The organism is Tessaracoccus yangjingae (genome assembly GCF_054483935.1).
The window spans coordinates 1,156,433-1,170,429 of sequence record NZ_CM137014.1 but is presented as its reverse complement, the minus strand read 5'-3'; the positions used below and the strand labels follow the sequence as shown (position 1 = coordinate 1,170,429).

Annotated in this window: 9 protein-coding genes; 4 read left to right on the top strand and 5 right to left on the bottom strand. The window is 72.0% G+C overall.

What is annotated here, in order from left to right:
* Positions 1-15: 15 nt before the first annotated feature.
* The 3 genes from ACX1D3_RS04865 to ACX1D3_RS04855 are packed head-to-tail and all read right to left on the bottom strand — an operon-like array spanning position 16 to position 1,570.
* A complete protein-coding gene (locus tag ACX1D3_RS04865) occupies positions 16-447 on the bottom strand; it encodes a type II toxin-antitoxin system VapC family toxin (protein ID WP_458995860.1) in 432 nt (143 codons plus the stop codon).
* Complete coding sequence (locus tag ACX1D3_RS04860; protein ID WP_458995859.1) at positions 444-671, bottom strand: type II toxin-antitoxin system Phd/YefM family antitoxin; 228 nt, start codon at positions 669-671, stop codon at positions 444-446. The genes ACX1D3_RS04865 and ACX1D3_RS04860 overlap by 4 nt, the downstream gene beginning before the upstream one ends.
* Positions 668-1,570, bottom strand: coding sequence for a hypothetical protein (locus ACX1D3_RS04855; RefSeq protein ID WP_458995858.1), 903 nt, complete (start codon positions 1,568-1,570; stop codon positions 668-670). Before ACX1D3_RS04855 ends, ACX1D3_RS04860 begins: the two co-directional genes overlap by 4 nt.
* A 160-nt stretch (positions 1,571-1,730) precedes the next feature.
* On the opposite strand from ACX1D3_RS04855, the gene ACX1D3_RS04850 reads away from it, so the two are divergent.
* The 3 genes from ACX1D3_RS04850 (at position 1,731) to ACX1D3_RS04840 (ending at position 5,954) form a co-directional block, all read left to right on the top strand.
* Positions 1,731-2,144: a VOC family protein gene (locus tag ACX1D3_RS04850; protein ID WP_458995857.1), complete on the top strand. Its 414-nt coding sequence runs from the start codon at positions 1,731-1,733 to the stop codon at positions 2,142-2,144.
* Between the two features lie 64 nt (positions 2,145-2,208).
* Positions 2,209-5,430 (top strand): DEAD/DEAH box helicase, encoded by a 3,222-nt coding sequence (locus ACX1D3_RS04845; RefSeq protein WP_458995856.1) that lies wholly within the window; start codon positions 2,209-2,211, stop codon positions 5,428-5,430.
* 239 nt (positions 5,431-5,669) lie between these two features.
* Complete coding sequence (locus ACX1D3_RS04840) at positions 5,670-5,954, top strand: hypothetical protein (RefSeq protein ID WP_458995855.1); 285 nt, start codon at positions 5,670-5,672, stop codon at positions 5,952-5,954.
* Positions 5,955-6,426: 472 nt separating this feature from the next.
* Here ACX1D3_RS04840 and ACX1D3_RS04835 read toward each other — a convergent pair whose 3' ends face one another.
* Complete coding sequence (locus ACX1D3_RS04835; RefSeq protein ID WP_458995854.1) at positions 6,427-11,472, bottom strand: family 78 glycoside hydrolase catalytic domain; 5,046 nt, start codon at positions 11,470-11,472, stop codon at positions 6,427-6,429.
* A 19-nt stretch (positions 11,473-11,491) separates the two neighbouring features.
* Positions 11,492-12,841, bottom strand: coding sequence for an MFS transporter (locus tag ACX1D3_RS04830; protein ID WP_458995853.1), 1,350 nt, complete (start codon positions 12,839-12,841; stop codon positions 11,492-11,494).
* A 96-nt stretch (positions 12,842-12,937) separates the two neighbouring features.
* On the opposite strand from ACX1D3_RS04830, the gene ACX1D3_RS04825 reads away from it, so the two are divergent.
* The gene (locus tag ACX1D3_RS04825; RefSeq protein ID WP_458995852.1) at positions 12,938-13,927 is read left to right on the top strand and encodes a LacI family DNA-binding transcriptional regulator; all 990 of its coding nucleotides are present in this window, start codon (positions 12,938-12,940) and stop codon (positions 13,925-13,927) included.
* Positions 13,928-13,997 lie beyond the last annotated feature (70 nt).

The following is a 13,997-nucleotide window of genomic DNA, read 5'->3' as shown; positions in this document are numbered from 1 at the left end:
CGTCGTCCTGCCTGGTCAACCCGCTGCCTGACCGGGCAGGACGGCGCGCACGTCGAGATCAGGGATGCCGTCGAAGTCCCTCGGATTGGCCGTGTAGAGAGGCAACCCCCGCGACATGGCGGTCGCGGCGATGAGCGCGTCATACGCCCTGGCGGCGGGCTTGCGGCCTGCCGAACGCAGCGCCGCGGCGACGACTCCGAAGGCCCGCGCCGCGGCTGCGTCGAACGGGATGGGCTCGAAGTCCGCCTCGGCCTGCTGCACCAGCGCCTGACGCGCGGCCCGCTCCGCCTCGGTCCGCGCCACGTGCGGCCCAACCGACAGCTCCGCCATGGTCACCGCGGTGATTAGCGGCTCGGCCGGGAGGGAGAGCGGGTCCAGCCCACCGAGGTCGATGACGGCCGACGTGTCGAGGATGCCCTCCGCGGCCCGGCCGGCCCCGGCGGTCACAGCGACGGGTCCAGCACGCGGTCGATGTCAGCCCTGACCGCGGCGGCGTCAACCCGAGGCAGGGCCTTCCACCTCTCCACGAGTTGAGCAGCCCCCCAGCGTCGGCGAGGCAGCGGCACGACGGCGGCCACGGGCTCCCCGTCCCGCGTCACCGTGAAGCTCTCACCCAACGCCACCCTGGCCAACAGATCGGCGCTGCGGTTGCGCAGGTCCCTGACACTCACCACTCCCATCCCCCAACCGTATCACCCGTGATACGCGCCTCGGTGGCGCGAGGGGCTGCCATCCGCACGTCATCGGGGGAGATCTGTTCGTCCACCAGGGCCGAGCGGAGCTTCGCCGCTGCCGCCGCGTCATGGCCGGCCAGCTGGTTGACCGCACGGTGCGCCAGCAGCCACAGGCGGTGGGCCTCGGCCTCGAGGGCCTCGCTCAGCTCGTGCCGAGCGGCGACCGCGACGCCGCACCACCGGCGGACGAGTTGCAGCGCGGGCCGCTCAGCCTCGGCGTACCACACGTAGCGCTCCTGAGGGCTGCCGTGGAACCGGTTCCCGTAGCGGTCCCAGCCGTGGTCCCGGTCCCTGAACCCATGGCGCTCCCATGACGCGTGCTCGCCGGTCGAGCCGTCCGAGTAGGCCGTGGCCAGGACTGCGGCGGGATTGGCGGCACACAGTGCGGCCGAGATCCGGGAGCCCCCGAGCGCGGAGATCCGCCGGCCCGACTCGTCCTGGACCATGCCGCACCCGGCCAGAAGGTCGTCGAGCGGGCAGGCTGTGAGCCGCTCCACCTCGGCGCCGTCGTGGATCACCACCTGGCCATCCTGCTGCAGAGTGGCCGCGCAGTCCGGCACGATCCGGAAAGCCATCCGCATCGCCAGCAGCGTGGACCCGCCCACCCACTGCTCTCGCACGAGCCGTTCGGCCGCCAGCACCGCCTCATGGGCGGCGAGGTCCTCCCACAGGCACTTCAGCCGGCTGCCCGCGACCTCGCGCTCGCGGCCGTCGTCGAACCTGACGACGAACCGGTCCCTGATCGGGCGCCGCACGACGGCGACGATCTCCACCCGGCTCGCCGGCGTCCTGCTGACGTCGCTCGTGTAGTGCGCCCAATACTCCCCAACCTGCATGTCCGTCTCCCTCTCACTCGTTCCTCGGACTGCCATGCAACCAGCCGGCAGTCGCCGCTCAAGGGCCCTTCGACGACCTGTGGATGACTTCGACGAGTTCAGATCCGGCCTGTGGATATCGGGATCCGGGGGCGGAGGGGTTCCGCGGGAAGCCGTCGCGATGCAGACTGAGCCCATCGCCGTCTGGACGGGCGGCCGTGAGAGGAGAGAGATGCCGCACGGAGACATCACCCACATCGACATCCCGGTCAGCGACCTGGACCAGGCCCAGAGCTTCTACAGCGGCCTGTTCGGCTGGCAGATCGCCGAGATGCCCGGCTTCGAGGGCTACCCCATGTGGCAGGCGCCCAACAAGATCAGCGGCGGCGGCCTGGCCCCGCGCTCGGAGGGCTTCACGCAGCCCCGCTCCTACGTGGAGGTGGACTCCATCGACGACACGCTCGCCAAGGCCGAGGCGAGCGGCGGGCGGGTCCTCATGGCCAAGGCGCCGATCAGCGACACCAGCTGGTGGGCCATCTTCGAGGATCCGTTCGGCAACCACATCGGGCTCTACGAGGGCATCACCGCGACCTGAGTGACGTGACCGCGGGCCCGGCCGGTGATCGCGGCGAGGGCCCGGACGAGTACCCTCGTCCGTTATGGAAGCCCGAGACGTCGAGTGGGTCCGGGAGTTCACGGAACCCGAGCTGAAGCGGATCTTCGGCGCATCCACCTACTTCCGGGGAAAGAGCTACCACGAGTCAGGGCACGTCCGCGACCTCTACTCCGTCCCCGACGAGCTCTCCGCGACGGTGCGCGGGAGCGGGCGCCAGGTCTACGAGGTGGAGGTCACCCGCTCGGGCAGGCGCCTCGACAACTGGTGCAGCTGCCCGATGGGGCGCTCCTGCAAGCACGTCGTCGCGGTGCTGCTCGCGGCCCGGGCCCGGCTCGGCGGCCGCACCGGCGTCCAGACCTGGGAGACCGAACTCGGCAAGCTGGTCAACGTCGGCGACGCCGCCGCCGGCACCGGGCGCGCGCTGGCGCTGGAGTTCGCCGTCGCCCCGTCCTACTACGGCACCCCCGCCACCCGCATCGTCCTGCAGCCCCTCCGCGAGGGGGTCCGCACCCCCTGGGTGAAGACGGGGGCATCCTGGGGGGACGTCACGCAGGCGTGGAGGTCCGCCGAGCTCAACCACGCGCAGCGCGCGTCGCTGGCGCAGCTGCACGCGCTCAGCCCCGAGAACGGCTACTCCTACGGCACGCCCTCGACGGTGGACCTCGCGGCCCTCGGCCCCCTCTGCTGGCCGCTGCTCAAGCGGGTCGTGGCCACCGGGGTCACGCTCATCGCGGGCGAGGGGCTGCGCAGCGTGCGGATCTGCGACGGCGCAGCCACCGTGTCCCTGGACCTCACCCGCACCGCCGACGGCGGCATCAGCGCCCACCCGCGCGCCTCCGTCGTGGATCCCGGCGAGACGGGGCGGACGCTGCTGTTCGGGAGCCCGGCGCACGGGGTGGGGCATCTCGACGGCGGCGTGCTGCGGCTCTGGCAGCTGGCCGCCCCGCCCGCGGAGGGCCTGGACCGGCTCCTCCTCGCCGGGCAGGCCGTCGACATCCCCGGCGAGGACGTCAACCGCTTCCTCACCCTCTACTACCCGGCGCTCGCCCGCGCGGGGGCCGTGACCACCTCGGACGGCACCGTCGAGGCGCCAGACATCAGGCCACCGGCCATGAGCCTGCGCATCACGCATCTCCCGGCACACGTGGCCCGGCTCGAGTGGGGCTTCGCCTACCCCTCCCCCGTGGCCGGTGAGGGGGACACGCTCGTCCCGCTCGCCCACTCGGCCGGGGACCCGCCGCGCGACATCCCCACCGAGCGGCGCCTCAGCGACGAGGTGGTGGCCCTCCTCAGCATCGTGGACCCGAGGCTTCTCGAGGGCGACCCGCGCCCCACCCTGATTCCGCACCTCGAGCTTCGCGGCATGGCGGCCGCGGCATTCCTCACCGACACCCTCCCCCACCTCCTCGAGACGGGGGTGCACGTGGAGCACGAGGGCGACCGGGCGGCGTACGAGGAGGCCTCCGAGGCCCCCGTCGTGCAGCTGACCGCGGAGGACTCCGAGGACCGCGACTGGTTCAACCTGCACATCACCGTGACCGTCGACGGCCAGGAGGTGCCCTTCCAACAGCTGTTCCTGGCGCTGGCCTCCGGGGACGACGCCCTGCTGCTGGACTCCGGCACGTGGTTCCGCCTCGACATCCCCGAGCTGCAGGACCTCCGCCGGCTCATCGAGGAGGCCCGCGAGCTCACCGACGGCGATCCCACCGGCCCGCTGCGCATCGGCCCCTACCAGGCGGCGCTGTGGGAGGAGCTCGTCGAGCTGGGCGTCGTCGCGCGGCAGAGCAAGCGGTGGCTGGCCGCCGTCGAACGCCTGATGCCCGACGCGGACCGCTCGGACGTGTCCGTGCCCGCGGGGCTCGACGCGACGCTGCGGCCCTACCAGCTGCGCGGCTACGAGTGGCTGACCGCCCTGTGGGACGCCGGGCTGGGCGGGGTGCTCGCCGACGACATGGGCCTGGGCAAGACCCTCCAGACCCTCGCGCTGCTGGAGCGCGCCCGCGAGGCCGGGTCCCTCGACGGGAGGCCCGTCCTGGTCGTCGCCCCCGCCAGCGTGGTGGGCACCTGGGTGGACGAGGCGGCGAAGTTCGCGCCGCGGTTGAGGGTCGCGGCCATCACGGCCACGGGGAAGCGCCGGGGCGACGATGTCGCGGCGGCGGTGGAGGGGGCCCACGTCGTGGTCACCTCGTACACGCTCATGAGGCTCGAGGACGCCGAGTACCGGGCCCTCCCGTGGAGCGGCCTGATCCTCGACGAGGCCCAGTTCGTCAAGAACCACCGCTCGCGCACCTACCAGGCGGCCAGGCGCATGGGCGCCCCGTTCACGCTGGCCATCACCGGCACCCCGCTGGAGAACTCGCTGATGGACCTGTGGTCCATGCTGTCGCTGAGCGCGCCCGGCCTCTTCCCGCGCCCGGACCACTTCACGGAGCGGTTCCGCAAGCCCATCGAGGTGGAGCGGGACCGGGAGGCGCTCGAGGTGCTCCGACGGCGGATCAAGCCCTTCGTCCTGCGCCGCACCAAGCGCGAGGTGGTGGAGGAGCTGCCGGAGAAGATCGAGCAGGTCCAGCGCGTGGAGCTGACCCCCGCGCACCGCAAGGTCTACGACCGCTACCTGCAGCGCGAGCGGCAGCGGGTGCTCGGGATGCTGGACGACATGGACCGCAACCGCGTGGCCATCTTCCGCGCGCTCACCATGCTGCGCCAGCTCGCGCTGGACCCCGTGTTGGTGGAGGCCGCGCACGCGTCCGGGGCGCCGTCGGCGAAGGTCACCTCGCTGGTCGAGCAGATGACCGAGCTGGCCGCGGAGGGGCATCGGGCGCTCGTGTTCAGCAGCTTCACCGGCTACCTCAAGCTCGTGCGCGAGGCGTTCGACGAGGCGGGCATCAGCTACGTCTACCTCGACGGCCGGACGCGGGACCGGCCCGCCAGGATCGCGCAGTTCCGCGAGGGCGACGACCCGGTGTTCCTCATCTCGCTGAAAGCGGGAGGCTTCGGCCTGACCCTGACCGAGGCGGACTACGTGTTCGTCCTCGACCCGTGGTGGAACCCGGCGGCCGAGAACCAGGCCATCGACCGCACGCACAGGATCGGCCAGACCCGCTCGGTCAACGTCTACCGGATGGTCTCGGAGGACACCATCGAGGAGAAGGTGGTGGCGCTGCAGGAGCGCAAGCGCGACCTCTTCACCTCCGTCATCGACTCGGGCTCGTTCTCCTCCGGCGCGATCACGGCCGCCGACATCCGCGGCCTCTTCGACCAGTAGAGTCCCGCCCCGATCCGGAGAATCTACGACCTGGGATCTGCAAACCTACGATCTCAGGACTGCAGACCTGCGATCTGAAGGCAGAAAACCTACGACCTTGCCCGGGACGCGGCCGGCGCCGAGGTCGACCGGCCTCCCGATCTCGGCCCTGTGGGAGTCTGGCGACCGGTGACATGCGCCACATGCCGTCGAGACGGGTTCGGCCTTGCTTGTGCCCGATCCCGTGCAACGCTGGGTGCATGAGCATGGACGCACAGGACGGCAGCATCGACGGCCTCGAGCAGCTGGATGCCGAGGCGATCGCGGACGCGGAGCACCCCTACGGCGAGGTGACAGCCGAGGACCTCGGGACGGAGGACCTGATCGACGACGGGGCCGACGCCGCCGCGATGGTTCCGGAGGACCCGCAGACCCCGGTGGACGCGGCCCTCCACACCGACGACATCACCCACGACGAGACGATCGACGACCGGCTCGCGCAGGAGGAGCCGGACCCGTCGTCGCGCATCGCGTACGGCAGCTGACCTCCCACCGGCTGAGGTGCGACGAGCGAAGCGACGCCCCCCCTGGCTGAGGCGCGAGGAGCGAAGCGACGCCCCCCCTGGCTGAGGCGCGAGGGGCGAAGCGACGCCCCCCCGCTGTCTGAGGCGCGAGGAGCGAAGCCGCGACGCCCCCCCCCCCCGCTGGCTGAGGCGCGAGGAGCGAAGCGACGAGCCTCGAAGCCTATGAAACGTGAGCTGACAAGGAACGTTTCTTAGGCTTCGAGGCCGCTTCGCGGCACCTCAGCCAGCGATAGAAGGCCCCCGCGGCACCTCAGCCAGCGATAGAAGGCCCCCGCGGCACCTCAGCCAGCGATAGAAGGCCCCCGCGGCACCTCAGCCAGCGGGGAGTGGCCGCTCCGCGGCACCTCAGCCAGCGGGAACGGCCGCTCCGCGGCACCTCAGCCAACGGGAACGGCCGCTCCGCGGCACCTCAGCCAGCGGCGAATGGCCTCCCTCAGTACCCTCCTGCCTGGCTGAGGGCGACCAGCTGCTCGAGCGCCTCGTCCGGGATGCCCACCATCGGCATCCGGGCGAACTGCTCCATGGGCATGGAGTCGACCATCTTCAGCATCTCCATGCCTCGCTCCGCCTCCTCCCGCTGCTCCGCCGAGGCGCCCTGCAGCATCCCGTCGAGGAGAAGCGGGCCGACGACGGGGTGGCCGAACCACTGCTTGACCGTGGACTGGACCGTGAGCGGCGGCGCGGTGTCGGTGTCCCCGTCGAGCTCGAGGCCGACGGCGTCGACGATGTCCTGCGCCGAGGAGCCGAGCTGGACCAGGTAGCGGCCGCCCTCGACACGCCAGTCCTCGCGGGTGACGTCCCAGTAGGCGAACGCGCGCCGGCCAAGCTCCAGCGTGACCTGCCGCTGCTCCCCCGGTTCGAGGTGCACCTTGGCGAAGGCCCGCAGTTCGCGGACGGGGCGGGCGACGTGGGCGTCGGCCGGGGAGACGTAGACCTGCACCACGTCCGCGCCGGGCACCTGGCCGGTATTGAGCACGCTCAGCGTGACCAGAGCCGTGTCCGCGCCGGTGACCTCCACGGCGAGGATCCCGCGCTCGAACGTGGTGTAGCTGAGGCCGTGCCCGAACGGGTAGCGGACGCCACGACCCGAGGTCGTGTAGTGCCGATAGCCGACGAACATCCGCTCCCCGTACAGCACCACCTCGTTCTCACCGGGGAAGGTGTGGAACGACGGGGTGTCGCCCAGCGCGAGGGGGATGGTCTCGGCGAGGCGACCGGACGGGTTGACCCGCCCGGTCAGAACGTCGGCCAGGCCGCTGCCGACCGCCTGCCCGAGCACCCAGGATTCGACGATCGCGTCCACGTCGTCGTGCCACGGCTCCAGCGACACCACGCCGCCGTTCATGAGGACGACGACCGTGCGCGCGGCCACCTCGGCCACGGCCCGGATGAGGGTCACGTGTGCCTCCGGCAGATCGAGGTGCTCGCGGTCGAAGCCTTCAGACTGGGCGGCCTCGCCGAGCCCGACGACGACCACCGCCACGTCGGATCCCTGGGCCACGGACCTGGCCTCCGCGATGAGCGCGTCGGTGGTGGTGTCGTCGGCCGCGTAACCGGCCGCGTAGGCGACGTTTCCGTGACCGAGCTCGGCGCGCAGCGCGTCGAGCGGCGTGTCGACCCGCGTGGCGTTCACCCGGGAGCTCCCTCCGCCCTGGAACTGCGGGTCCTCCGCGAACCGCCCGACGACGGCCACCCGCTCCCCCTCGCGCAGCGGCAGCGCGTCGGCCTCGTTGCGCAGCAGCACCACCGACGCGGCGGCGGCCCTGCGGGCCAGGGCGTGGTGGGCGTCGAGGTCCGCCGCGCACTGCTCGCCGGGCGCGGTGCGCTCGGCCAGCGCGATGAGGCGCCCGACGGCGCGGTCGACGACCGCCTCGCTCAGCCGCCCCTCCCGGACCGCGGCCACGAGCGCGTCGGTGCCGGCCTCGCCGGAGGACGGCATCTCGAGGTCGAGCCCCGCCTCCAGCGCGACCGCACGGTCCTTGATGGCACCCCAGTCGGAGACGACGAGCCCGTCGAAGCCCCACTCGTCGCGCAGCAGCTCGGTCAGCAGCCACCGGTTCTCGGAGCAGAACTCCCCGTTGATCGCGTTGTAGGCGCTCATCACCGTCGCGGGCGAGCCGGCGGTGACGATCCGCTCGAACGCAGGCAGATAGAGCTCGCGAAGCGTGCGCGCGTCGATGCGTGCGTCGACCCGCATGCGGTCGGTCTCCTGGTTGTTGGCGGCGAAGTGCTTGACGGACGCGCCCACGCCCGTGGACTGCACGCCCTCCACCCACGCGAGGCCGAGCTCGCCGCTGAGGTGAGGGTCCTCCGACAGGTACTCGAACGAGCGCCCGCCGAGCGGGGAGCGCTTGATGTTGACTCCGGGGCCGAGCACGACGTCGACGCCGAGGTCGCGTGCCTCCTCGCCGATCGCGCGACCCACCTCGCGGACGAGATCGGGGTCCCAGCTGGACCCGAGAGCGGCGCCCGGCGGGAAGCAGGTGGCGGGGAGGCTGTCGTTGATGCCCAGGTGGTCGGACTCGGCGCGCTGGAGCCGCACGCCGTGCGGGCCGTCGGACAGCGTGAGGCTGCGCAGGCAGTCGGACTCCTTGGTGGTCCAGAAGTCACGACCGGTCAGGAGCGCGGCCTTGGCGCGCAGCTCGCCGTCGTCGACGGCGGGCGCGGTGACCAGCGCGGCGGGCACGGGTTCACCGGCCGAGACCGCGGCGAACCCGGCGGCCATGTCGGCCAGGACCTGGTCCGAGTGCGGCAGCATTCCCGCCACCTGCCGGGGCGTCACGTCGTCCTGCCCGCGCAGGCCCCCGGTCATGTGCTCGGCGGCCTCGGGCACGTACTTGGTGATGACCCCCATGAAGACGGCCATCGCGTCGGCGTCGTCGATGAGGTCACCCATCCGGGTGTCGACGCTCACCTCGCGGCGGACGTCCTTGTCGGTCTCGAACGGCTCGGCGAACGTGTGCTCGCCGTGGCCCACCTCGTGCCGGGTCCCCGACGGCAGGTCCACCTCGGCGGTGGCGCCGACGGGCACCGTGACGGTGAGGGTGAGCCGGTCGTCGACGATCCGCCAGGCGACGGCCGCCTCCCCATACGGCGTGGCGAGCGACGCCGAGGCGCTGTCCAGGCCGCGCCGGGGCGGCTGCGGCGCCACGCGGATCCGCCGGTAGCCCGGTTCCGCCGCCGCGAGGCCGGCGACGACCCGGTGCAGCCAGTCGGCCACGGCGCCGAACGCGTAGTGGTTGAAGGAGGTCATGCCGCTGGGGTTGACCGTACCGTCGGGCAGCAGCGAGTCCCACCGCTCCCAGATGGTGGTGGCCCCGGCCTTGACCGAGTAGAGCCAGGACGGGTTCTCGGTCTGCAGGAGCAGCCGGTAGGCGGCGTCGGCGTGGCCGTTGGCGCTCAGGGCGTCGCAGACGAGCGGGGTGCCGATGAAGCCGGTGGCGATCTTGTACCCGTTGCCGCGAACCACCTCTGCCAGCTTGTCTGCGGCCCGCCGGCGGGCGGTGTGGTCGCGGATGAGGTCGAACTGCAGCGCGAGGGCGTAGGCCGTGGCGGAGTCGGACAGCAGCCGCCCGGAGGGCGACACGTACTCCGCCTCGAACGCCCGGGAGACCTCGTCGGCCAGCGCGCCGTAGCGCTCCGCGTCCGCATCGCGGCCAAGCAGGGCGGCGGCGTCTGCGACGATGCGCGCCGAGCGGGCGAAGTAGGCGGTGGCGACGATCTCCGGGTAGGTCTGGGCCTGTTCCGGGCGCCCGGCGGGCGCCGTGGGGTCCAGCCAGTCCCCGAACTGGAAGCCGCTGCTCCAGACCCGGTCCGCGCCGGCGGCCGCGGCCACCTCGTCGACCCACGCGGTCATCGAGTCGAATTGCTCCTCCAGCACGTGGACGTCGCCGTAACTCCGGTAAAGGGTCCACGGCACCACCGTCGCGGCATCGGCCCAGCCTGCCATCGGGCCCGAGTACCCGGTGGTGACGGCGGGCACCACCATGGGGGTGCCGCCCAGGAGCCGCTGCTCAGCCGCGAGGTCCTTGAGCCAGGAGGTGAGGAACCCGGCCGCGTGGTGCAGGAAGGTCGCGGTGGGGGCGAAGACCTGCAGGTCGCCCGTCCAGCCGAGGCGCTCGTCGCGCTGCGGGCAGTCGGTGGGGACGTCGAGGAAGTTGCCCTTCATCCCCCACACGACGTTGTGGTGCAGCTGGGCCACCAGCGGGTGCGAGGTGTCGAACCGGCCGATGCGGGCCATGTCGGAGTGGATCACCTCGGCGACCACGTCGGCAGGGTCGAAAGCGCCCGGCCACCCGGTGATCTCGGCATAACGGAACCCGTGGAACGTGAACCGGGGCGCCCACTCCTCGACGCCATGGCCGGCGAGCGTGTAGGTGTCGGTGGCCTTGGCGCCGCGGAGTGGGCCGGTGGCGAGCTCGCCGCGCTCGAGGACCTCGGCGTGCCGGAGCGTGACGACGGTGCCGGCCTCCCCGGCGACCCGGATGCGGAGGCGGCCGACGAGGTTCTGGCCGAAGTCGAGGATGGTGGCGCCGGAGGGGCTGGTGAGGACCTCGGCCACCGCCAGCCGCTCGACGCAGCGCACCGGGGGCCCATCGGGCGCCACCAGGATCGAGGTGTCGAGGTCGCGGACCACGACTGGCGCCCAGCCGGACGCGTCGCACGAGGCCGTGGACCAGGCGGGGTCGAGCAGGCGGGCGTCGAAGGACTCGCCGTCATACAGGTCCGAGGAGGTGATCGGGCCGGGCGCGCCGACCCACGCATCGTCGGTGGCGACCACCTGGCGGGTGCCGTCGGTGTATTCGATCTCCAGCTGGGCGATCAGGCCCAGCTGCTCTCCGTAGAGGGCGCGCCGGCCGTCCCAGCCGAGGTGCCCGCGCCACCAGCCGTCGCCGAGCCAGGCGCCCAGCGCGTTGCGCCCGGGCTGGACCAGGTCGGTGACGTCGTAGGTGACGTAGCGCAGCCGCGACTGGTACGTGGTCCAGCCGGGCGCGAACTCGTCTTCGCCGACGCGGCGGCCGTTGAGTTCCAGCTGGAACACGCCGTGGGCGCTGGCGTACAGCCGGGCCCTCGCCACGCCGGCCGTCGGCACGTCGAAGCCGCGGCGCAGCAGTGGCGCGGCGATGGCGTCGTCGGACGGGCCCACCATGGCGGCGGTCCAGTCGTCCCCGTGGAGCAGGCCGGCCTCGACGGCGGCCCACCCGCCCCAGCCGCTGGTTTCGCCGTCGGACCCGGTGACCCTCACCCGCACCTCCCGCCGCTCGCGGGAGCCGAGATCGCCGAACGGCCAGGGCACGAGGACGCTGTCGGCGGACTCGACGCGCACGGCGGCGCCGTCGCGCTCCTCGATCTCGTAGGCGGCCTGGGACCAGCCGGTGGGCGCGGTCTCCACGATCCAGCTCAGCCGCGGGCGCGGGTTGCCGATGCCGAGGGCACCGTCATGGTGCTCGAAGCGGGGTGGGGTGAGGGTGACGGTCATGTCGGTGTGGCCCTTCGGGTCAGCGGACGGATCGGATGCGGAGGACGGACAGCCCGGCCAGCACCATGAGCGCTGCTGCGATCACGAAGAGCAGGGCGTAGTTGCGGTCGTCGCCCGTGACGCCCACCAGCAGGATCGCTGAGGCGGCCAGCGGCGCGACCGACTGCGGGATGGACGTGGCGAAGCCCGTGATGGCCATGAACCGGCCGGCGTCGGTCTCACGCTCGGGGAGCACGTCGAGGAGGAGCGCCTGGTCGACGGCGGCGAAGAGCCCCAGACCCATCGACGCGGTGAGCGAGCCCACGATGAGCACCGTGAGGTTGCCCGCGAACGCCTGGGTGACCATGCCCGTGGCCATGATGACTCCACCGATCAGCACGAACAGGCGCCGGCGCTTGAACTTGTCCGACATGAAGCCGCCGCCGATGGCGCCGATCGTCGTGGCGAGGACACCGCCGAGGCCGAGCATCGCGATGACACCGGCCACCTCCCCCACGGTGATGCCGAGCCGGTCGGCGAAGAAGTAGGCGGTGTAGGTGGTGTTGAGGGTGATGCCGAAGTAGAACAGGAAGCGGGCCAGCCAGTTCCAGGAGAAGTCCTTGTGCTGGGCGGGGTTGTAGACGTACTTGCCGAGCAGCTGGCGGCCGGTGATGGGCTCGCGGGGCAGGCCTCGGCTGTCGTCCTCGTGCACGAGGAACACGAACAGCAGGACGGCGACGACACCCACGGCGCCCGGGACGAGGAACAGCAGCAGCGGGTCGCCGGTGAAGAACTGGGCGAGGATGACGCCGAACACCGGAGCCACCTGGGTGGCGAAGCTCGTGAGACCCGCGACCTTGCCGCGCTGGCTTTCGGGAAGGCGGTCCGCCGTCGAGTTCTGCAGGTTGCCCAGCGCCGTGCCCCAGCCCCACTGGGCGAGGATCCAGCCGAACCCGAGCAGCAGGACCGTGGGCGCCAGCGCCATCACGACCAGCGAGACCACACCCACGACGATGCCGCCCACCATGAAGGGGCGACGGCGCCCGAAGCGGCTCCGCGTGCGGTCGCTCCAGATGCCCATGAAGGGCCCCGTGAGCATCACGAACAGGGCGCCGGCACCCGTGATGAAGCCGAGGTACTCGGGCTGTCCGGGGGCCAGCGTGTTGACGCGGATGGTCAGCGAGATGGCCAGCGGCGTGATGAAGGCCATGAACACGCCGAACTGGGCGAGGACCATGAGCCAGATGTAGCGAGCGTTGACAGGCGCGAGTCCGCTACCTGTGCCAGGCGGGGTCGCGTCCACCGCGGTCTCCGGCTGGACCGCTTGCGGGAGCGGCATCGAGGCGGAGGACTCCGGGAGGGCGCCGTCCGCGTTCTTGAGGGATTTCATGTGAGACTCCATCGTCGTCGGGATTACTAGCGCGGGCTAGTGAATGTATAGTAAACACAGATCGCTAGCGCGTGCAAGTGTTTCCGAGGAGCAGATGTGAGTACCCAGTCCAGATCCCCGAAGCGGGTGACCGCGGCAGACGTCGCGCGCTCGCTCGGGCTCTCCCGCGCCACCGTCGGCTTCGTCCTCAACGACACCCCCGGGCAGACGATCCCCGCGCCCACCCGAGAGCGGGTCCTTGCCGAGGCCGAGCGGCTGGGCTACCGGCCGCACTCCGCGGCGCGCGCGCTGGCCTCCGGCCGGAGCCACATCGTGCTGCTGGTCCTGCCGGACTGGCCCCTGGACTTCACGCTGCGCCGCAACATCGAGGAGGCCTCGCTGGCGCTGGACGCTAGCGGCTACTCGCTCATCACCTACACGCCTGAGCACGCGTCGCACACGCGGCCGCTGTGGGAGTCGCTGCAGCCTGACGTCGTCATCTCCATGACCCCGCTCGCGCCGGAGCGGATAGCCGCGATCCGGGCGGCCGGGGTGGAGCACATCGTCCCGGATCCGGACCACGCCGACGTTGAGCAGTACCGGGAGGAGGGGCCGTCGCTCCAGGTGAGCCTCCTGCAGGCGCGGGGAGTCACCCGTGTCGCGTTCGTGGGCTCGACCGATCCGCGGATCGCCGACCTCGTCGCCGCCCGGCGCGCCAGCGCCACCGAGGCTGCCGCGGCCGTCGGCCTGAGGTTGGCCGAGCCCTTGGACATCGAGCTGACGGAGGACTCCGCCGCGGCGGCCGTCCGGACGTTGATCGGCGAGGGCGTCACCGGGGTGGCGGCCTACAACGACGAGGTGGCGCTCGCCCTCGTGGGCGCTGCGCTCCGGGCCGGCGTGGACGTTCCTGGCGAGTTGGCGGTCGTCGGGCATGACGACGCCCCCTTCGCGGCGCTCGCGCAGCCCCGCCTCACCACGATCCGCCTCGACGTCACGGGCCTCGGCCGCTACCTGGCGAGCATCGCGCTCAACCTGGCCGAGGGCACGCCCCTCGCTGAGCCGATGCCCGTTCAGCACGTGGCTCTGGTCGTGCGTGACACCGCCTGACCTCAACGCCCCTCGGCTCTCCGGAGTCAGCGGGCACTACCCTGGGGCTGACGAGCACCTGGACGAAGAG

What these genes read in the sequence shown, in the direction of transcription:
- ACX1D3_RS04845 (WP_458995856.1), top strand. Translation starts at nt 2,209, where the DNA reads ATGGAAGCCCGAGACGTCGAGTGGGTCCGGGAGTTCACGGAACCCGAG.
- ACX1D3_RS04855 (WP_458995858.1), bottom strand. Translation starts at nt 1,570, where the DNA reads ATGCAGGTTGGGGAGTATTGGGCGCACTACACGAGCGACGTCAGCAGG.
- ACX1D3_RS04840 (WP_458995855.1), top strand. Translation starts at nt 5,670, where the DNA reads ATGAGCATGGACGCACAGGACGGCAGCATCGACGGCCTCGAGCAGCTG.
- ACX1D3_RS04835 (WP_458995854.1), bottom strand. Translation starts at nt 11,472, where the DNA reads ATGACCGTCACCCTCACCCCACCCCGCTTCGAGCACCATGACGGTGCC.
- ACX1D3_RS04850 (WP_458995857.1), top strand. Translation starts at nt 1,731, where the DNA reads ATGCAGACTGAGCCCATCGCCGTCTGGACGGGCGGCCGTGAGAGGAGA.
- ACX1D3_RS04830 (WP_458995853.1), bottom strand. Translation starts at nt 12,841, where the DNA reads ATGAAATCCCTCAAGAACGCGGACGGCGCCCTCCCGGAGTCCTCCGCC.